The organism is Myxococcaceae bacterium, from assembly GCA_016000045.1.
Classification (GTDB): Bacteria; Myxococcota; UBA727; order UBA727; family JABDBI01; genus AER2-1.
The window spans coordinates 14,355-34,579 of the sequence record JAECQY010000011.1; the positions used below are offsets into that span (position 1 = coordinate 14,355).

Annotated in this window: 21 protein-coding genes; 15 read left to right on the plus strand and 6 right to left on the minus strand. The window is 48.3% G+C overall.

All coding sequences use genetic code 11. The annotated features are described in order from the left end of the window. The first annotated feature begins 29 nt into the window (after nt 1–29). The 9 genes from I8H75_06285 to prfA all read left to right on the plus strand — a co-directional run bounded on the left by I8H75_06285 (nt 30) and on the right by prfA (nt 8,946). On the plus strand, nt 30–1,670 hold the full coding sequence (locus tag I8H75_06285; protein ID MBH2006923.1) for an AAA family ATPase: 1,641 nt from the start codon (nt 30–32) through the stop codon (nt 1,668–1,670). Nucleotides 1,671–1,805: 135 nt separating this feature from the next. Further along, entirely contained in the window at nt 1,806–3,740 is a 1,935-nt protein-coding gene (locus I8H75_06290; protein ID MBH2006924.1) for a hypothetical protein, read from the plus strand. 50 nt (nt 3,741–3,790) lie between these two features. Then, a complete protein-coding gene (locus I8H75_06295) occupies nt 3,791–4,519 on the plus strand; it encodes a hypothetical protein (protein ID MBH2006925.1) in 729 nt (242 codons plus the stop codon). Continuing rightward, the gene (nadE, locus tag I8H75_06300; protein MBH2006926.1) at nt 4,513–5,394 is read left to right on the plus strand and encodes an NAD(+) synthase; all 882 of its coding nucleotides are present in this window, start codon (nt 4,513–4,515) and stop codon (nt 5,392–5,394) included. The genes I8H75_06295 and nadE overlap by 7 nt, the downstream gene beginning before the upstream one ends. Before the next feature lie 223 nt (nt 5,395–5,617). After that, entirely contained in the window at nt 5,618–5,875 is a 258-nt protein-coding gene (locus I8H75_06305; protein ID MBH2006927.1) for a YhbY family RNA-binding protein, read from the plus strand. After that, the gene (gene lipB, locus I8H75_06310; GenBank protein ID MBH2006928.1) at nt 5,872–6,522 is read left to right on the plus strand and encodes a lipoyl(octanoyl) transferase LipB; all 651 of its coding nucleotides are present in this window, start codon (nt 5,872–5,874) and stop codon (nt 6,520–6,522) included. The genes I8H75_06305 and lipB overlap by 4 nt, the downstream gene beginning before the upstream one ends. 7 nt (nt 6,523–6,529) lie before the next feature. Next, nucleotides 6,530–6,730, plus strand: a complete 201-nt coding sequence (gene rpmE, locus I8H75_06315; GenBank protein ID MBH2006929.1) for a 50S ribosomal protein L31 — start codon at nt 6,530–6,532, stop codon at nt 6,728–6,730. A 1-nt stretch (nt 6,731) separates the two neighbouring features. Then, nucleotides 6,732–7,784, plus strand: a complete 1,053-nt coding sequence (locus I8H75_06320) for a DUF1385 domain-containing protein (GenBank protein MBH2006930.1) — start codon at nt 6,732–6,734, stop codon at nt 7,782–7,784. Between the two features lie 100 nt (nt 7,785–7,884). Then, the gene (gene prfA, locus I8H75_06325; protein ID MBH2006931.1) at nt 7,885–8,946 is read left to right on the plus strand and encodes a peptide chain release factor 1; all 1,062 of its coding nucleotides are present in this window, start codon (nt 7,885–7,887) and stop codon (nt 8,944–8,946) included. A gap of 32 nt (nt 8,947–8,978) precedes the next feature. Here the strand turns inward: prfA and I8H75_06330 are convergent, their stop codons facing one another. Genes I8H75_06330 through I8H75_06345 form a run of 4 tightly spaced genes read right to left on the minus strand, consistent with a single transcriptional unit; the run spans nt 8,979 to nt 11,891 of the window. Further along, nucleotides 8,979–9,287: a hypothetical protein gene (locus tag I8H75_06330; protein ID MBH2006932.1), complete on the minus strand. Its 309-nt coding sequence runs from the start codon at nt 9,285–9,287 to the stop codon at nt 8,979–8,981. An 18-nt stretch (nt 9,288–9,305) separates the two neighbouring features. Further along, entirely contained in the window at nt 9,306–10,277 is a 972-nt protein-coding gene (gene genX / locus I8H75_06335) for an EF-P lysine aminoacylase GenX (GenBank protein MBH2006933.1), read from the minus strand. Then, the gene (locus tag I8H75_06340; protein MBH2006934.1) at nt 10,274–11,521 is read right to left on the minus strand and encodes a peptidoglycan DD-metalloendopeptidase family protein; all 1,248 of its coding nucleotides are present in this window, start codon (nt 11,519–11,521) and stop codon (nt 10,274–10,276) included. Before I8H75_06340 ends, genX begins: the two co-directional genes overlap by 4 nt. A gap of 46 nt (nt 11,522–11,567) precedes the next feature. Next, complete coding sequence (locus I8H75_06345; protein MBH2006935.1) at nt 11,568–11,891, minus strand: SCP2 sterol-binding domain-containing protein; 324 nt, start codon at nt 11,889–11,891, stop codon at nt 11,568–11,570. A 162-nt stretch (nt 11,892–12,053) separates the two neighbouring features. On the opposite strand from I8H75_06345, the gene I8H75_06350 reads away from it, so the two are divergent. The 5 genes from I8H75_06350 to I8H75_06370 are packed head-to-tail and all read left to right on the plus strand — an operon-like array spanning nt 12,054 to nt 16,907. Next, nucleotides 12,054–13,679: an AAA family ATPase gene (locus I8H75_06350; protein ID MBH2006936.1), complete on the plus strand. Its 1,626-nt coding sequence runs from the start codon at nt 12,054–12,056 to the stop codon at nt 13,677–13,679. Further along, the gene (locus I8H75_06355) at nt 13,664–14,410 is read left to right on the plus strand and encodes a hypothetical protein (protein MBH2006937.1); all 747 of its coding nucleotides are present in this window, start codon (nt 13,664–13,666) and stop codon (nt 14,408–14,410) included. Before I8H75_06350 ends, I8H75_06355 begins: the two co-directional genes overlap by 16 nt. Further along, complete coding sequence (locus tag I8H75_06360; GenBank protein ID MBH2006938.1) at nt 14,388–15,344, plus strand: ABC transporter ATP-binding protein; 957 nt, start codon at nt 14,388–14,390, stop codon at nt 15,342–15,344. Before I8H75_06355 ends, I8H75_06360 begins: the two co-directional genes overlap by 23 nt. A 9-nt stretch (nt 15,345–15,353) precedes the next feature. Beyond that, nucleotides 15,354–16,295 carry a dipeptide ABC transporter ATP-binding protein gene (locus I8H75_06365; protein ID MBH2006939.1) on the plus strand — a complete coding sequence of 314 codons (942 nt, stop codon included), beginning with the start codon at nt 15,354–15,356 and terminating at the stop codon, nt 16,293–16,295. 57 nt (nt 16,296–16,352) lie between these two features. Continuing rightward, the gene (locus I8H75_06370; GenBank protein ID MBH2006940.1) at nt 16,353–16,907 is read left to right on the plus strand and encodes a transglycosylase domain-containing protein; all 555 of its coding nucleotides are present in this window, start codon (nt 16,353–16,355) and stop codon (nt 16,905–16,907) included. On the opposite strand, the gene I8H75_06375 is transcribed toward I8H75_06370, so the two are convergent. After that, nucleotides 16,904–18,553 (minus strand): TIGR04551 family protein, encoded by a 1,650-nt coding sequence (locus tag I8H75_06375; protein ID MBH2006941.1) that lies wholly within the window; start codon nt 18,551–18,553, stop codon nt 16,904–16,906. The two genes, I8H75_06370 and I8H75_06375, sit on opposite strands and share 4 nt — an antisense overlap. A gap of 86 nt (nt 18,554–18,639) precedes the next feature. Between I8H75_06375 and I8H75_06380 the strand changes: the two genes are divergently transcribed. After that, nucleotides 18,640–19,344 (plus strand): sigma-70 family RNA polymerase sigma factor, encoded by a 705-nt coding sequence (locus I8H75_06380; GenBank protein ID MBH2006942.1) that lies wholly within the window; start codon nt 18,640–18,642, stop codon nt 19,342–19,344. Here the strand turns inward: I8H75_06380 and I8H75_06385 are convergent. Further along, a complete protein-coding gene (locus I8H75_06385) occupies nt 19,308–20,177 on the minus strand; it encodes a beta-lactamase family protein (GenBank protein ID MBH2006943.1) in 870 nt (289 codons plus the stop codon). The two genes, I8H75_06380 and I8H75_06385, sit on opposite strands and share 37 nt — an antisense overlap. Nucleotides 20,178–20,225 lie beyond the last annotated feature (48 nt).

Consider the following 20,225-nt stretch of genomic DNA (forward strand, 5'->3'; position numbering starts at 1 on the left):
TCGGCCGAGGCATGAGAGAATGAGCCTCTATGCGTTATGCGATTGGCATCGATGATTTTCAGCAACTGAGAACTTCGCTGGATGATACCGGAACCCCGCTTTTTTACTGCGATAAAAGCCTTTTTATTCGCGACGTCATCCGAGACGGTTCTTCGGTTCTTCTATTGCCCAGACCCCGACGTTTTGGGAAGTCGTTGAACCTCTCCATGCTCAAGTATTTTATGGGCAGTGATGAGCCTTTGTTTGAGGGTCTTGCCATTGAGCAGTACCCAGAAATTTTGGCAGGGTGGCGCGGTAAATTCCCGGTGGTGACGCTAGGATTTAAAGGCTTAAAAGCAGATACTTTTGGCGATCTGCAGGCTTCTTTAAAAGGATTGATTGCAAGCTGTTTTAGAGACTACGAGTACTTGACGGAGTCTGTTCAACTGTCTGATCTGAGCAAAAAAAGCATCTTGCCGTATTTTAGCCGCGACTTTCCCACCATCGATCTAGGCCCTTCCTTGATGCATCTCACCAAGCTTCTTGAGAAACACCACGGTCAAAAAGTTTGGGTGCTGATCGATGAGTATGACACGCCCTTGCAACATGCGTACTTAAATGGGTTTTTTCCGGAAGCGGTGGCGTTGTTTAAGCAAGTCCTGGGAGCGGTCCTCAAATCCAATACGTCTTTATACAAGGCGGTGATCACCGGCATTACGCGGATTTCCAAAGAAAGCTTGTTTTCAGACCTGAATAACATTCGAGTTTATGACATTACCCAAAACGCTTATGCAAATTATTTTGGCTTTACGGAAGAAGAAGTAGAAGCCGTTTGTCCATCGGAGCATTTGTCGGAGCTGAAATCCTGGTACAACGGTTATTCGTTTGGGAAGAACCGCCTGACCATCTATAATCCTTGGTCAGTCTTAAACTTCTTGAGCAACGATTTTGATTTAAAGCCCTATTGGGTCAACACGTCTGGAAATGATTTGATCCAAGATTGCTTAACGGCCGATAAATTGCCGGATGTTCGCAAGCTCATTCAAGGGGAGAGCATTGATATCCCAATTGAGCCGCACACGGTGATGAGCGACCTGAGAGAAAACGCTTATTCGTTTTGGAATCTGTTGTTTGTTTCGGGCTATCTAACCTTGGATGCGGAAGGCAAGATGATGATCCCGAATCGAGAGGTGGCCTATTTTTTCGAGAAAATGGTCACTTCGTGGTTTGGGGGCAAGCAACGGGATCTTTTTCTGGTCTATTTGTTGAATGATTTGATTCAGGGCAACGCCATCAATTTGCAAAAGCGATTGCAGCAATTGATTTTAGAATCGATGAGCTTTTATGACGTCAGCGAAACCAATCAAGAGTCGTTCTATCATGGCTTCTTGCTGGGTATCACGTTGGGTCTGCGAGGGCGCTACACGGTCAAATCGAATCGAGAAAGCGGCTACGGGCGCTATGACTTGGGGCTGTACCCCCTAAACGCTCAGAAAGATCCGGGTATTTTGATCGAAGTCAAAATGGGCCTAGAGGCCTCGGCAGGCTTGGAGCAGGTTGAAGAAAAAGCCTACTATCAAGACTTACAAACGGCCGGTTGTTCGAAAATCCAGACTTACTCGATTGCGTTCGATGGGAAACACGTGAGCAGTCAGTATCGTGCATTCATCTGCGAACAGCAAACGTTTTAAGTCTTATGCCGACTCAACTGTGACACCGAGTTCCAAAGCTCGCGAGGTGTTGAAAACAGCACGCGACCCTGTGTGCCGCAAGAAATCTTGCAGAGTTCATTGATATGGTGGGTGCTTGCTTGTTACTGTGTCATCATGATTCGATGGATTGCTGTCTTATTGGTCTCTAGCTGTATTTCTTGTTCCTCAAATAAGTCGAGTTCATCGACCGAAAGCTCAAAGCCCAATTATTGGTCTTTATACAATCCTGCGTCTCAACAATCGATTTTATGGGGGAGCGATATCAGCAACGAAGCTTTTGTGAATGCTTGGCTTGAAGAGGGGTTATTGAGTCAAGAAGACAACCAATTGACAGGTCCAATCCAAAGCATCGGGCAGACCAACTGGGAGGCTGGGATGGCATACTTGCAGTCCACTGCTTTCAAGAGTCAATTGCCTACGATCACTTCCTACACCTGTTACGATAGCAACCAGCAAGATTCTTTTGGAAACTACCTCAATCGAAACTGTATCCCAGTTGTGGGCTCTAAAAACTTTTTTCAATGCACAGTCTACGCTCAAAATACGTGTCCTACCTGCTCTCAAACGCTTCAACCGATCACTCAGACTTGCTTGATCAACCCAACCAAACCGGGAGGAGGTGTCTGCAGTCAAGGAGAACTGCCCTCAGGGTGTGACCAACCAGGGCCCAACTGCAACCCCTGCACAACTTCCAACGTGTTTGCAGGTTCTTGTACGATTCAAAATCAGACCCAGCAAAGCGGGCATGACCCCGTTTCTTCTGGGCCCTTTGTCGACGCTTGTTATCTGGATGGGGAAGGCCCAAATCCCGCTGTCCAACACAGTTCTGGATTTTATTGCTTAGGCTGGAAAGCAACGACTTACGACCTTCGTAAAGTGAATCTTCAGATGAAAAACCTTTATGGGAATAACGAGATTATGGGTTGCATGTCCCCAGGTACGGCGATGAGCGCGAATACGCGCTGGGGAGGACTTGGGATTGGTTCTTCTTGCGTTGCCGAAGATCCAGGCTTCCCGAACACCGGGGAGACAGCCATTTTGTTGCCGACTTATTTGGATCCCGTGATTTTATTTTCCAATCCTTTCAGCAATGACAACCTGAGTGGGATCCTCAACCCTTCTCAGAGCACGACTTACCCGAATGTGCCTTTTCCGCCCACTGGAATGGAAAATCAGTACTCGATTTACTCTGCTTGGGTGGGATTTTGCCAGCAAAACCCCAAATTCTGCCAAGCTCCAGCACTTGGAACGAGCACCTCAGGCTTAGCGCACCTCGTAGGCCAGGCGGGTCCGGTCTCGACCTCAGACTATGTGCTGGTTTTAAAAAAGAATAATCCAAAATCCTATTACACTTGGCAATACGATGATGGAGCCGGAACCCTTGTTTGCCAAGATCCAACCAGTCAAGTTTTGGCCTATTTCTGTGCGGGCACTCAGCTCAGTTCAAGCGCTGCAAAAGCCGTTTTCGCGAATGCTTCCGCTTCTCGACGCAGCTCGCGCTTTGCAGCGGTTAATAATTGCCCCTACGATATCTGGGTACAAATGAAATCGGCACCGGCTCCTGCCAATATTTGCCTATCATCGTTCGCTGTAAACGATGGGAGCGATTGCTTGCAAAAAATCTCTCCAGGAGGCACCTACGTGTACGATACGCCAGAGGCGGGTAAGCAAAGTGTGAATCTTTGGTCCAAAACAGGCTGCGATGCGACTGGGTTTAACTGCATAACGGGGGAAACAGGCGACAACAATGGTCATGAACGTTCATACGGTTCACAGCCCGATCTTGAGACAAAAGTGGAAGCTTCGTTTGGGTGCACGCTACCCCAGGCTCAACGCAATGGCTGCCAACAAGCAGGAGGGAAAGCATTGATTCCAGCCACTTTCTACGACATTACCTTTGTGGATGGCTATACCAGGCCCGTTTCATTTCAAATGATTCCAGGTCCAGAAGATTTGACAAATTCAAACTGCATGACACCTTCCTCTCCCAAAATCGACATCCGCGAATGCCCGATCGAAGCCGATCTCTCAACCAGGCCTTTTCCTTAAAGGCCCTCTCTAGTCAATTCGCTTAAAATCGATTATCACACCGCAGAATCATGCAAATTGCGCTTTGCCAGTTCAATCCAGTCGTTGGAGCGATTCGTGAAAATGCGGAGCGCTTGTTGTCGTGGGCCCATCGAGCCCTTCAACAAGAAGCTGAGTTGGTGGTGTTTCCGGAACTGGCTTTGTGCGGTTACCCGCCCAAAGATTTGGTTTTTTTACCGGATTTCCATCAAGCGGTGCAATCTGCTCTCAAGAGCTTGGCAGAACGCTTGCCCTTGCCGGCGATTCTAGGCGCACCAACGCCGAAACGTTGCAATGCTGCCTATTTTTGTTTTCAAGGTGAGGCAAAACCCATCGCCTTCAAACGATTGCTACCGAATTATCAAGTTTTTGATGAGGCTCGCTACTTTGTAGCCGGATCTGCTCAGCAAACAGCTCCTTTTAGCTGGAAGGGCAAACGCTTGGGTGTTCATATCTGCGAAGATGCTTGGTCTGAAGTGATAGGCTACTCAGAAAACCCGCTGCAAGACTTGGCTCTCCAAAACTGCGACGCATGGATTCATCTCTGTGCGTCTCCCTATGAAACCGGGAAACCCGCATTTCGCCAAGAGCTGTTTCGAAAATTAGCGATTCAGTATGCAAAGCCGTTCGCCGTCGCAGGACAGGTCGGCGGAAACGATGGGCTGATTTTTGATGGGGGTTCCATGGTTTTTGGAGCTTCGGGGCAAATTCTTTGGATGGCTCAACCTTTTGAAGAGCATCTAGGGGTGTTTTCATGCTGATTAGAGCTTTGCTTATGGGGATCCGGGATTTTGTCTCCAAAACGAAATCTCCGGGCGTGATTGTGGGCCTGTCGGGAGGCATTGATTCGGCAGTGGTTGGCACGCTCGCGGTACGTGCATTGGGCTGTGATCGGGTTTTAGGCGTTCGTTTGCCCAGCCGATTTTCTTCTGAGCACTCTTTAGAAGATGCCCAAGAGCTGGCCGATAATTTGGGAATCCAATTGAAAACGATTTCCATCGAAGAGACGGTTCATTCTCTCAGACAAGTCCTGGGGCTGAAAAGCAACCTAAGCGACCAAAATTTGCAGGCACGTGTTCGTGGAATCATTTTAATGGCGCTGGCCAACGAAACCGGTCGCCTACTCCTTTCCACCAGCAATAAAAGCGAACTCGCGATGGGCTATGGAACGCTCTACGGTGATTTGTGCGGCGCGCTCATGCCGATCGGAGATCTCTACAAAACAAAAGTATGGAAAATCGCCCGAGCCCTCAATCTCGAGAAAAACGATATTCCAGAGCGGAGCATTCTGAAGGCTCCAAGCGCAGAATTGGATGAGAATCAGTTGGACCAAGATTCTCTGCCCCCTTATTCGCGCTTGGATATCATTCTGGAACGCTATCTAGACCGTTATGAATCTTGCGAACAAATTGAACGGGAAACTCACTTTTCCAAAACTGAAATTGAACAGACCATCGATCAAGTGCATCGAATGGAGTTTAAGAGGAAACAGGCGCCACCCATTTTGATGGTGTCTCCGGGTGTGTTTGGCGAAGCCAGGCGTTGGCCGATAGTAGGTCATCTGCAAAACCATAAGCTCGCATCACCAACGATTCGTCTCCCTGAGATTGCCACGCCGCGGAACTCCTCCCAGTGACGCGTGACATACCCCTATAGCCGATCTGTACTCTTCAGCAGCTCACGGTACTGATTGCTGACGCGCTTGCTATTAAAAGCAATTGAGTAAGCTTGTATCTTGGAACAACCCGCCGTTTGTAGATCTTGATAATACGCTTTTACAAGACAAAATATTCCCACTCATTGAGACGATTTCAAAGCGGGCTAGCAGATCCGAGGCGAATTTGCTACAAGGCTCTCTTATGAATCTTAAATCCGAGGCTCACCTCCTCAAACCAGTCGTTCAGGTAGGAAAAAATGGCATCACAGAAGCTGTTTTATCCGAAATCGACGCTGCATTGAAAGCCCATGAACTGATCAAGGTTAAATTTCAAGGAGCCGCTCTTTCGGTTTTAAAAGAAGATCTGTCCCCTTGGATCCAAGCGTTGAGCGCACAGCATATCAACACGCAAGGCCATATTGTGACACTTTATCGAAAGCAGCCCAAGAAGAAAGCATGAAGACTCGATTTCTAGGCTACCAGGTCCCCTATGCCGAAGGCATGCGGATTATGCGGGAGGCCATTGACCAAATCGAGGTCGAAGGAAATCAGCTCCTTCTTCTTGAACATCGAGATACGATCACCTATACCCGTCAGCACGGCCTCAAGCACGTGTTTCGCACCCAAGAAGAGCTGGCTCAGCTCGGTATTGATTTATTTGAAACCGATCGAGGCGGCGATGTCACCTTTCATGGAACAGGCCAATTGGTTGGATACCCTATCCTAAAACTCTCACCGAACTGGGGCGTGGTGGATTACATTCGAGCTCTAGAATCCGCTTTAGTCAAGACCTGCCAGACCCTGGGTGTTTCAGGAGCTCATTGTTTGCCCGGTAAAACCGGTGTTTGGGTCAACAACCAGAAACTGGCAGCGATTGGCGTCGGAGTCTCTCAGCAAGTCACGCGTCACGGGTTCGCCCTGAACGTCTCAACTCATCTCGAACGCTTTACAAGCCATATGACTCCTTGCGGCCTCGAAGGCCATGGGGTTACTAGCTTAGAACGCGAGCTCAATTCAAGCGTGTCGATTTCCCAAGTACTCGAAATTTGGAAGACTGCGGAGACTTTGAGCAGTCTCTTGGCATTTTCAGGGAATCTGCTAAGATAGGCCCATCATGAAACAAAACGCTCATCCAGACTACAGTGCGGTTACGATTGCATGCGCTTGCGGAGCCAAGTACGAAACCCGTTCCACCAAGAACTACAACATCGATATTTGTTCGGCTTGCCATCCGCATTTTACCGGTAAGTCTAAGGTTTTAGATACAGAAGGTCGTGTGGATCGATTCCTTAGGAAGTATCAAACCAAAAAATAACATGCTTTCGCAAATCCTTTTCATGGTAACCAAACCTTTGGTCGGTGGGCAAGCAGTGGTGGAAGGCGTCATGATGCGCTCTCCTAATAGTTTTGCCGTTGCGGTTCGCAGACCCGACCACTCGATTGTTGTGCGAGAACGCCAGTGGTTGTCTTTTTCTGAAAAGCTACCGTTCTTGCGTTGGCCTCTTCTCAGAGGAGCCACTTTGTTGATTGAAAGCCTGTACAACGGTTTAAGCGCTTTGCAATTCTCAGCCGAGCAAGCTTTGGAAAAGGATCCTCTCACACGCCCCGCCATAGTTGAACCAAGCAAGAAAATGGATTGGGCTTTGATGAGCACGATGGCTTTCAGTCTGACTCTGGGCTTGGCTCTTTTTAAAGGCGTTCCTCATGTGATCGCCTTCTTGCTGGGAGAGCTTTTCGGGCAGAATGGCGAAAGTGCCCTTCCCGTTACCTCCGTTTGGTTTCACTTGGTCGATGGCTGCATCAAAATGTCCTTATTTGTCGCCTACATTGCCGCCATCTCAAGATTGAAAGACGTCAAACGAATTTTTATGTACCATGGAGCCGAGCACAAAGCGGTTCACGCATTTGAAAAAGATCTGAACCTGACCGTTGCCAATACGCGAATTCAACCCACAGCCCACCCACGCTGCGGTACCAGTTTGATTCTCTTGGTCATTGCCGTCTCGATTGTCGTATTTGCGTTTACGCTGCCTTTTGTTCCTCCTGTCACCGATAACAAGTTGGGAACAAACTTGTTCTTGATGATTCTGAAAATTCCTCTCATGCTGCCCATCGCAGGAATTGCCTACGAATTCCAAAGAGCCGCTGCGCGAGATCCCAAAAACTTTTGGGTGAAGCTGTTTATCACTCCTGGTATGCTCATGCAGCGTTTGACCACCCGTGAGCCAACAGACGATCAAATGGAGATTGCTTTGGCGGCATTGAAAAAAACGCTTTGGCGCGAACAAAATATCCAAGGATCGGATTGCTTAGACCAAATCGAAGTTTATCGTAACTTTGAAGAACTCAGCGCTGCTCTTGCTTCATGATTGAGTTGATTTACCCCATTTTTGCTTTTGTCATGGTCATTTGCATCCCTTCTGGGGTTGCGGTTTGGGCAATTTACCGAACTTGGAAGAAAGATAAGAAATGCTCGACAAACTAGAAGAAATGACCAAACGCCACGCCGTTTTAATGGAACAGCTGGCGAATCCAAGTCTAAAGCCTGCTGAATTGCAGACGATCAACAAAGAACGGACTCAGCTTGAACCCCTTGTCGAAGCTTACGAACGACTCAAACTCTTACACGTTGAACTGGAAGGAAACCAACTGCTCCTTCAAGATGCGGACCCGGATATCCGGGACATGGCACGAGAAGAAATCGGTGAGTTAAACGAATCCGTCGCTCATTTGGAAGGCGAAATCAAAATCTTACTCTTGCCCAAAGATCCCAACGATCAAAAAAACGTCATCGTTGAGATTCGAGCAGGCACCGGTGGAGACGAAGCGGCGCTTTTTGCCGGCCAGCTTTTCCACATGTATTCACGCTTCGCTGAAAGAATGCGTTGGAAAGTCGAACTCATGAGCCTTTCGGATGGCTCAAAAGGCGGCTATAAAGAAGTCATTGCCATGCTCAGCGGCGATCAAGTTTACGCCTGGATGAAATTTGAGGCCGGAGTGCACCGCGTGCAACGAGTTCCAGAAACAGAGACCCAAGGTCGAATTCACACCTCTGCCTGCAGCGTAGCGATTTTACCAGAAGCGGAAGAAGTGGATATTCAAATCGAAGAAAAAGATATCCGAGTCGACGTATTTCGCGCGGGAGGCCCCGGAGGCCAGTCGGTCAATACCACCGACTCAGCCGTGCGAATCACGCATATCGCTACGGGCCTCGTCGTGCAGTGTCAGGATGAAAAGAGTCAGCTTAAAAATAAAAACAAAGCCATGAAAGTTTTGCGTGCACGGCTTTATGAAGCGAAGCAAAGAGAAGTGGACCGAGAACGAGCCGAAGAACGAAAAGCGATGGTCAAAAGCGGAGACCGTTCCGACAAGATTCGAACCTATAACTTCCCTCAAGACCGCTGCACCGACCACCGCGTCGGAGTCACCGTGCATAATCTCCCGAAGCTTTTTGCCGGCGAATTAAACGAGCTCCTGAGCCAGGTACGTGCGCACTTTCAGGCACAGCAGCTTTCGGGCAGCGCTTCTTAAACCCGAAAAAGCAACTGCCTGCAAAGCAAATATTAGAAGCATTTTTCATCTTTTACTATAAACTGCTTAATGTAATTTTTGACTCCATTTTTCACATGAATTAGCAAGACAAAACAACCATCTGGGTCCAGCACAAAACCTACATCATCTCGGTCTGGTTTGAAATTTTCATACGCTAAAATAACTCGATCGACCGCTTTAAGTTTAATGATTTCCTTGCCTGATTTTGATCTTACCTTGATGCCTGAGGCAATCTCCATCAATTTTTCAGGCACTATGTAATCCGCTCTAACCATCGGAACAAACAAAACCAGAAAAAAAAGCAGTAAATAGATTCTCATAGAAACCTCGCAGCTTAGTTAATCAAGATTGCAGCCATCGTTCTCACAGTCACCCATGCCAAAACATCCATTAGCCCTGCTATTCGTTTTTAACAATTCCGTCACATCCGAAACACTTTTTGCATCGCACGCAACCATGAGAAGCCGATCAAAGCCCACGGCAATCCCCGCCGTGACTGGCATCGAAGCAAGCTCTTCAAGAAATTCATGATCTAATTCAGGGCTTCGTTTGCCAAGACTTTCACGGATCTGCTGCTCTTCTTGAAATCGCCTTCTTTGCTCTTGAGGGTCTGTTAACTCGAGAAAGGCATTCGCTAGTTCAACTTGCTGGTAGTAAATTTCAAACCGCTCTGCAAAGCAAGGGTCGTCCGCGCAATAGGCTGAAAGCGCCGCCATGGAACGAGGCCAACGGGTCACCACACAAGGAGTCTCTTGACCAATTTGGGGCTCAATCTGAGCCCACATCACTTGATGAAAAGCATCCGAAAAATCCGCCTCAGGTCTTAGCGCAAAACCTTTTTCGGTGACTTTCTGTGGCAGATTGGCTTCTTCAATCGAGCGTCTTAAATCGATTCCGACATGCTTTTGCCAAAGTTCTTGAAGCGATACGACCTCGAAAGGTCGATGAAACTTTTCCGGTGCTAATCTACGAAATAGCTCCTCACAATCAGCAACCAAGTCCATCAGACTGGCATGCGTTCGGTACCATTCCAAAAGTGTGAACTCACGCAAGTGCAGCTGTCCTTCTGACTCATCGCGAAATACATGCCCGAGTTCGTAGATTTTATCGTAACCTCTGGCTAAGAGACGTTTTAGGTATAATTCTGGGCTTGTTCTTAATTGCTCATCTTGAACCCAAATCGGGTCGATAAAAGCCTCCACCGCATTCGCTCGAATCAATACCGGAGAATCTACCTCTAGAAATCCCTGTTCGTCGAAATAGTGCCGAACGATTTTCTTAGCTTGATGCCGTCTTGTTAAGCGATTCAACTTCTTTCAAGCTCTTGTAGAAAAGGTTTGATTTTGGCGAGATAGTTTGGAAGCACACGATTGGGAAGCGGCTGACCCGCTGGGAAGCGTTGTTTGCCTGGATCGATGTAATTTTTATTGAGCATCATGCCGAAATGCAGGTGCGGACCTGTACTGCGACCGGTGGTCCCAACGTATCCGATGATCTGCTTTTGTTTGACACTCGCTCCTGCTCGAATTCCAGGCGCAATCCGAGAAGCGTGAAAATATTCCGTGACATAGCCTCCACGGTGTCGAATCCGAACCATCCGACCGGCGGTCGGGCTGTAGCGAGCTTCAAGAACCGTGCCATCAGCAATGGACCAAAACGGCGTCCCCGTAGGTGCCCCATAATCCACGCCGTTGTGCTTTTTCTGCCGCATGAGCACAGGATGAAAACGCTGACCAAACCGAGACGTAATGCGCGCCAGAGCCATAGGAGCTTTCAAAAAGCCTTTCTCAACGGATTGGCCCTGCTCATCAAAAAAGCCGCGGTGTTTTAAGTCATCCGATTGATAATGAAACCCACGGAACAAACGACCTCGATTGTTGTACTGAGCGGCTAAAAGGTTTCCGTAACCGATCCATTTTCCATCCGCGTATCGGCTTTCAACAATTAACTTAAACGTATCGCCACGCTGAGCGTCTCGATAGAAGTCCAGCTGCCAACCAAATAGTTCCGAGAACTGATTCACCAGTCCCGCATCCCCACCCGCAGCCAAAATTCCTTCATACAAACTATTGGAAATCTTACCGCTCAGAATCGCTTGCTTTTGCGAAACAGGTGTTTGATGTCGATTGAAATGAGTCAGCCCTTCTGATTTAAAAACTTCAAAACGAATGGGCACTCCATGAGAGTCTTTCTGAATCAGCTCAAATCGAGAGAACGGATGCCAATTCTCCAAGAGGCTAAAAGGACGCTCGATCACAAAAACATCGCCCGATCGAACTTTTTTCATGTCCACATCGGGCTTCAAAGCCTCGACGATTTCCTGAATTTCTTGGCTAGATAAACCCTGACGAATCAATGCCTGCGATAGAGTTTCTCGAGCAAGCAATCGATCGGTCGTTCGCGTCCAAATGGGGGTGTGAAAAGCCCCCTCTTGTGGAGCTTCTAACTCTTCGTCACTTAAGCCCTGTCGCTGCCAACTGAAATAAAAGCCAACAGCCAATGAAACCACGAAAAGCACAAGGCCTAAGGGCAAAAACAAGCGGTTTTTCTTCACGCAATCTCCCTTAAGTCAAATAGCCTATTGTATACAGTTTGTACGATTATGCAAGCAAAGACTGAAGCTTAAGCGCAAGCCCCATATCTCCCTGCACTTTTATTTTTCCTTGCATGAACGCCATCGTAGGATTCATTTTTCCTGTAGCAATCGCTACCCAGTCTTCTCCTTTGGGAACACAGATCACGCATTGAGCGGCTTCGTCCTGATGGGTTTCATGGATCCAGTCGCTTTGTTTCGTGAGATCAACATGCCATTTCCCACCCTCTTCACCGCCGATATCAAACAAATAGCTCGCGTTCATTCTTTGGGCTTTCTCAAGCGTCAGTCGTTGTTTCATATCGTCAAAAATTTGCGCAATGGTTGGCATAGGATCCTCCAAAAGCGATCGTTTAGCACGAGGCCGGTCAGAGCTCAAGCAACGCGCTAGGACAATTGCAAAGTCGGATGTTTCAGGTGTGCGGCCGGGCCCATAGGCGACACTCAGACACTCGATTGATTAATCCGTTAGAGGGTGAGACAATCGGCCTCTATGCGCTACGCGATTGGCATTGATGACTTTAAGCAACTCAGAACTTCGCTAGACTCTAAGGGCAATCGCAGCTTTTATTGTGATAAATCTCTTTTCATTCGTGATGTCATAGACGACGGCTCTGCGGTTCTTTTACTGCCCAGACCTCGACGTTTTGGCAAATCATTGAACCTATCCATGCTCAAGTATTTTATGGGCAGCGATGAGCCTTTGTTTGAGGGTCTTGCCATTGAGCAGTACCCAGAAATTTTGGCGGGGTGGCGCGGTAAATTCCCGGTCGTGATGTTGGGATTTAAGGGGTTAAAAGCGGATACTTTTGGCGATCTGCAGGCTTCTTTGAAAGGATTGATTGCAAGCTGTTTTAGAGACTACGAGTACTTGACGGAGTCTGATCAACTGTCTGATCTGAGCAAAAAAAGCATCTTGCCGTATTTTAGCCGCGACTTTCCCACCATCGATCTAGGCCCTTCCTTGATGCATCTCACCAAGCTTCTTGAGAAACACCACGGTCAAAAAGTTTGGGTGCTGATCGATGAGTATGACACGCCCTTGCAACATGCGTACTTAAATGGGTTTTTTCCGGAAGCGGTGGCGTTGTTTAAGCAAGTCCTGGGAGCGGTCCTCAAATCCAATACGTCTTTATACAAGGCGGTGATCACCGGTATCACTCGGAGTTTCAAAGAAAGCCTGTCTCCAGACCTCAATAACATTCGAGTTTATGATATTACCCAAAACGCTTATGCAAATTATTTCGGCTTTACGGAAGAAGAAGTGGGGGCGGTTTGCCCAGCAGAACATTTGCAGGAGCTCAAGTCTTGGTATAACGGTTATCACTTTGGAAAAAGTCGGTTAACGATTTATAACCCATGGTCGATTTTAAATTTTTTGAGCAACCATTTTGATTTAAGGCCCTACTGGATCAATACGTCCAGCAACGACTTGATTCAAGATTGCCTGACAGCCGATAAATTGCCAGATGCACACAAACTCATCCAACGGGATAGCATTGATATCCCGATTGAGCCCCACACGGTAATGAGCGACCTGAGAGAAAACGCTTATTCGTTTTGGAATCTGTTGTTTATCTCAGGCTATTTGACCCTGGATGCGGAAGGCAAGATGATGATTCCGAATCGAGAGGTCGCTTATTTCTTTGAAAAGACGGTGACTGCTTGGTTTGGCGGCAAGCAAAAAGAGCGTTTCTTAAACGAATTCTTGGAAGATTTGATTTGGGGAAATGCTCTTGAGCTGCAAAGTAAATTGCAACAGTTGATTTTGGAAACCCTGAGTTTCCATGATGTCACCGAACGCAAACAAGAATCGTTTTACCATGGTTTCTTGCTAGGCATGACGCTCGGTCTTCGAGGCCGTTACACGGTCAAGTCGAATCGAGAAAGCGGCTACGGGCGCTATGACTTGGGGCTGTACCCCCTAAACCCTCTGAAAGACCCGGGGATTTTGATCGAAGTCAAAATGGGCCTGGATGCAGCAGCCGGCTTGGAGCAGGTTGAAGAGAAAGCGTACTATCAAGACTTACAAACGGCCGGCTGTTCCAAGATTCAGACTTACTCGATTGCGTTTGATGGCAAACGGGTGAGCAGTTTGTACGCATGCAAAGGGCACTAACCGGGCACCTAGAGCGGTCACTGACTTTGCGATTGCCTTGCCAACCTATCTATGCGAATGAAGTGGGGATGCCTACCCTTTTGTTTTTCGCCCTCTTCATGGCATTCGGCTGCGCTCATGATAAAATGGTTTCTGTGCAACCATCGAAACCCATCGAAGTCCTGAGTCTGTCCCAAATCGGCCAGGAAAATCACCATCTGATTGGGCACTTTAAACTTCAGGCGACCGGACTGAAACGCTTTTGGGGCAGCTTCGAATTTGATGTCGTTGCTCAAGATCCGCATTATCTCTATCTGGCAGTCGACTCTTTTTTCCGGCAACCTGCCCAAATTGTACGTTACAACGGAATCTCTCCTCCAGGCTCCTCGAAGCATGACCTTCAAAAAGCCTTAAACCTTCCCATTGAAGCCAGCGAGTTGGTCGACATCTTTCTCAGACGAATCGGCACCGACCTTGAATGGGCTGAAGCTCGTCGTGAATCCGGCCGCATCCAGATTCCCCTCCCGAATCAACAAAATTTGTGGATTGAACTGGAACAAAATGGAAGCCTTCGAAAACGCACGCTGACAAAAGGCAAAGACCATCTTGTCTATTCAGTGACCTACACGCGCTATCCGTTTGAATTTGAACTTGAAGTTAGCTACCAAAATCAGATTCATAAGGCTATTTTGAGCAGTCACGATGCCAAACTGAACCAAGGTCCCATAGATGAACAACTGTTCCATCGATAATCTCTGCATTGAATTTTTCACAGACCAAGGAACGCTTCGAGCCGTGGATGGAGTCTCTTTCGACATCCCCAAAGGCAAAACCGTTGGGCTTGTTGGAGAGTCTGGGTGCGGAAAAAGTGTCACCGCCCTCAGCATCATGAGACTGATACAGACTCCGCCCGGTCGATACACTTCTGGCCAAATTCGATACGAGGGAAAAGACCTTCTGCAACTGCCGGAATCCGAGATGAGAACCTTGAGAGGCAATCGGATTTCCATGATTTTTCAAGAGCCGATGACCTCTTTGAACCCTGTCTTTACAGTTGGAAACCAAATTGCCGAAGCAATCTGTCTTCACGAAAAACTGGGCTCCAAAGCGGCGTTTCAGAAAACCATTCAGCTGCTTGAGCGGGTTGGAATTCCTTCTCCCAGCGACCGCGCCAACGCCTATCCGCATCAGCTCTCTGGGGGCATGAGACAGCGCGTGATGATTGCCATGGCTCTGGCCTGTAAGCCTGATTTGTTGATTGCAGACGAACCCACGACGGCTCTGGATGTCACCATTCAAGCTCAGATCCTCGAGTTGATGCAAACTTTGCAAAACGAAATGGGCATGAGCATGCTTCTCATTACACACGATCTCGGTGTGGTCGCAGAAACCTGCGATGAGGTGGTGGTCATGTACGCCGGACGAGTGGTTGAAAAAGCAGACGTCCAAACACTCTTCTCGACTCCAAAGCACCCCTATACCGTTGGACTGCTTGCTTCTGTGCCAGGGGCACATACCCACAAGAGGCTTCAAACCATTCCCGGCCTGGTTCCAAACTTGCTCGAACTCCCCAAAGGGTGTCGATTTCAAGATCGTTGTTCGCGCTCAACATCCCTCTGTACCCAACTCGAACCAGAGCTTTCTTCGATTCATTCGCATTCCTTTCGTTGCCACAATCCTTACTAGGAACTTTTTATGTTGACTGTCACGGATCTCAAAATGCATTTCTCGACACAGGGCAAACGCGTCCAAGCTTTAGATGGCGTCAGTTTCAGCATCGCGAAAGGAGAAACATTGGGGCTGGTGGGTGAATCGGGATGCGGAAAATCCACGCTGGGCAGAACTCTTCTTCGACTCTATGAGCCTAGCTCTGGCAAGATTGAATTTCAGGGTCAGGATATTACTCATTTAAGAGCGGGCCAACTCCGATCGTTTCGACGGAACATGCAGATTATCTTTCAGGATCCTTACGCTTCGCTGAACCCTCGAATGACCATTGGCAACATCATTGGCGAAGCCTTGGAAATCCATGCCTTATTTCCCAATCGATCCGAGCGCCTTCATCGAATCGAAGAGCTCATCCAGACGGTTGGACTTCGACCAGAAGCCATGAACCGGTATCCTCATGAGTTCTCGGGAGGCCAACGTCAACGCATTGGAATCGCGCGAGCGCTCGCGGTTGAGCCCGAATTCATCGTATGCGATGAACCGGTATCCGCCCTGGACGTTTCGATCCAAGCGCAAATCGTCAATCTTCTTCAAGATCTTCAAGAACAGCTCCAGCTCACGTATCTCTTTATTGCCCACGACCTTATGATCGTTCGGCACATCTCAACCCGCATTGCCGTCATGTATTTGGGTAGCTTGGTTGAAATTGGGCCGGCTCGTGAAATCTACGAGTCCCCCAAGCACCCCTATACCCAAGCCTTACTCAGTGCGGTACCGATTCCAGACCCCTCAGCAAAACGAAAGCGGATTCGCCTGGAAGGGGAAATCCCCAGCCCATTAAGTCCCCCCTCTGGCTGCAAATTCCATCCACGTTGCCCTCAAGCGATGGCTATCTGTGCAACCAAAGTCCCCACGCTCCTTTCTACCCGTTCAGATCGACAAATCGCTTGCCATCTATACACTTCCTAGTGTGAATCTGATACAAAGCTCTTTGTGTTCAAAGCGATTTGCCTGCTGGTCTTTTTAATGTGGTTTGTTCCATGGGTTGGGCTTTTGAAGCTAGGCTTCGTTCTTTACCGACCTTATGAGTCCAATGGCCAAGATCGGTATTGGCGAATGACGGGTCCTATGTTTAGCACCTGGACGCCGGAAGATCGAATTCCCAAAAGCTGCAAGCATGCCCTGATTCTGCAAGAAGATCAAAATTTTTACAAACATCCAGGATTTGATCTCCAAAATATTCAGCAAGCTTTAGAGCACAACCGAAAGATCGATCACGTGGTACTCGGAGCCAGCACTCTCACCCAACAACTTGTCAAAAACTTGTTTCTATCACGAGAAAAGAGTTACCTGAGAAAAGCACGGGAACTCATCGGAGCCATCCTGCTCGATCGCATGGTCAGCAAGCCAGATCAACTCACCTGGTACTTCAATGTTGTTGAATTTGGCCCACGCATCTACGGCATTCAAGATGCGTCTCGTACTTACTTTCACAAAAGCCCTGCCCAACTGAGCACAGCAGACTGCAAAGCGCTTGTCTCCCTGCTCCCCGCCCCCGTTCAACGCTCTCAAAAGCTTTAAAACGCTATTCCAGCCAATACTTGCAAAGACGAAGCCAATCGAGCAGTCCCAAAGTCTGTGTAGAGAGTTCCTGGAACTTGGCTTGTGCTATGGTTGAGCCCCGAGAAAGGCACCAGCAAACCGTATTGCAGCCGTGCAAAAAGGCCGTACTCCGATTGATAAGTAGCGGATGCGTCAAACTCAAGGCCAAGCAAACGACTCTGGCCCGGGGTAGATTCCGCAAAATGGCTAAATGAAGAAATCACGTCAAGCCTTAAACCAAACGATTTGTTCAAATCGTAAGCGATGTGAGGCCTCAGGTAGAATGCATCCGTAATCGTCCCGATCACCTCTCGAAACAGAATCATATCCACTTGATAAGCGGGGTTGAAGCGAAAATTATTCAGGGTGGTATCGCTTCCACCAAATTGCGAGCCGTCTGCATCGCCTTTTTGCGTCGTTTGCTTCAAGCCAGGTCGAGCGCCCATACCGTAAGCTCTGTCTCCAGAGGCCCATCCGGCATCCAAACCAAGGCCTAGCTTATTGGCCATCAAACCGTAGCGCGACCGAAACGCAATGCCTCCTTGCAAAATCGTGAGCGGGGTTGATTGATTCGGATCTGCCCAAAGACCGGTTGAATTCTTAATGCCTCCGATCATCCCAACCGCTTCCGCTTCCATGTGAAGCGTATTCCAGTAATAATCGGCCCAAAGCGAGGCAGAGCCAACACGTGAGTCACGCGTTTGAATTTGATCCTTCAGCCATGCATTTTTTTGCATCCGGTAAGAAGCCAAGGCTCCATAATTCAGAACCCAACGTTTATCTTGAATCAAGGCCTCAAGATCCGATTGTTTGTCTATTTTGGCAAAACTCATCAAAAACGTGTATGTTGCCACAGAGGGATCGAGGCTGTAACGTTGCCCCCACTCGGTGTTTTGATAGGGGACTCCGGCATCGCCCAGAGAACCCGTACCACCACCACGCTGAATGGGTGAAACGGTTGAAACCAAAAAACCCGGCGTCAAATAGTGGCCCCACACTTGGGTCGTAAACAAAAGACCGTCCACATTATCGCCATAGTCGTTGGTCATGGAATTTCCACTGTTGTACAACAGACCCATCCCGAAATGCATGGGCATTCGTCCAAAACGAAACTGCCCAACCGGGTTGTCGATTTCAGCCCAAACCCGTTTGATATTCAGATAATGATTCGGAAGCTCAAACTGCGTCGCCGTTAAGAACGAGTCCGGGTAGCTTGCACTCCCGCTAAGCCCTGCGGAATGCCCTAGGACGAGATTATCGAAAATATCGAATGTTCCTTTGATGCGAATATCTTCATTCACATGAATCGTTGGGTCTAGCCTGAGGCGCAGGTCTCCGGAAAGAAGGCTGCTAGGGCGATCATTCGAATTCTTCCCTGCGTTCTCAGCGCTATGATAGGAAGACGGCACCGGACAGTGAGAGGTTCCCTGGCCCATTCGAGTTCCTACCGGCAAACGATCCATCGGGATATAGGTCCCAAGATCGCAGCGGTTTAAATAATTCATCCGGGCTCGAAAATACCCATTCAACTCAAAGAAACTTTGCTTGGATACAGATTCTTCTTTCCAATCTTCTGCGAAGGAATTGAGAGACAGAGCAAAAAAAACAAAAAAAATTCGTCTCATACCGATCTATCGGCTAACGTTTCACGCAACCTTTGTCAAATCCACACGAAACTCTCTCGGTAGCCAATCAAAACGGGAGAGATGCGATGCTTAGAGATCCGCAAATGCTATTGTCTTATCGAAACGGAGAAGAATCCGCTTTTTTGGCGCTCTACGAAAAATATGCCTGCTCGTTGCATCGCTTTCTTCAAAGCGGATTTAATTTTTCAAGCCAAGGCAAAATGTGTCGCTTCCGCGGAGCCGATAACGGCTTAGACGCAGAATCACTGGTTCAAGAAACATTTGCCCGTGCTTTTGCCAAGACAACACGCGAGCATTACGATGGTGTGAGGCCTTTTCAAACCTATCTATTCTCGATTGCCAAAAACCTCGTTCTTCGTGAAAGCCTTCAACGAAATCGAATGATTTCCACCGAATGGATGGATGAAGCGGAAAATGGAGAGAGTCTCTTTACCGGGGCACTCGATAGCGACATTGGGATCAGCCCTGAAAAACACGTTGAGAACGAACAACTGAAAAACATTATGCAAGCCTTCATTAATCGACTGGACGCTGAGGAGAAGGCGTTTTTCTCGATCCGCTTTGTCCAAGGCCTGACTCAAGAAAGCACTGCCGATCGCATGGGAACAACTCGTGCACGAATCAAGCTGCTCGAAAAAAATATGCGCAAGCGTTTTCTTGAAACGCTCCGTAAAAATGGATACCTCACGAGCTATTCCCCCAATCCACGCTGGAAGCGCGTGGAAAAATTGCCCTACGAACTTGAAACCCAACGAGCCGCTTGTTGGTGAAAAGCTTGGCGGATCGATAGGAGATCCGAAGCGCGTTCACCCGCGTCCAAACGACTGAGCAAGAGAATATAAATGGCTTGAGATTCGGGATCCAACCACACACTCGTTCCGGTAAAACCCAAATGGCCCACCGAACGAACAGACAAGACTCCAATCGTGGATCCCGTTTCGCTGGGTTTATCAAAACCCAGTGCACGCAAACCAGGCTCGTTTGCGAAGCTTTGAATCTCCAACTCGAGCAAAGAATGAGGCCTGTGCAAACAGCCTAATAGAAATTGCGCTCGCTGCTCGACGCCTAAGAGAGTTCCAAACAGACCCGCATGCCCTGCAACACCGCCCAGCGCTCGGCACCGCGGATCGAAAACAGGTTCAGGCCCTCCAAAATGCAACTGCGGAAAGCAAAGGAGCTGGTCCAGCTTTCGGCCCAAGCGCTGCTCAAGCAAATCTCCAAGCGCGATAAAACCGATATCGGAGTAAACGGTTTGCGTTCGAGGAGGGTATTTTAGCGGAATTTGATAGACATCTTCCCTCTGAGCAATCTCGACAAACGGCGGTAACCCTGCTTGATGCGCCAACACATCACGAACACGAACGCCTGGCCAAGCGCTCCAGGGTTCTTCGTCCAATAACAACCGATCGGTAATAACAGCCTGAGCAGCCAAAACAGTCGTGCACAAAATCTTGGTTAGACTCGCCAAATCGAATAAGGTGTCCCGATCGGCCTCACCGCCATAGAGCTCGATTCGTCCTTTGGGGCAAGACACAAGCGCCGCTGCTTTTTGGGTAAAGCCCTCGGCAATCGCGTTCTCCAAAACCGTTTCCAAATCATGCATATTGGCAAATTCCTTGATTATATTTTCAAGAACAATTCTTCATAATGT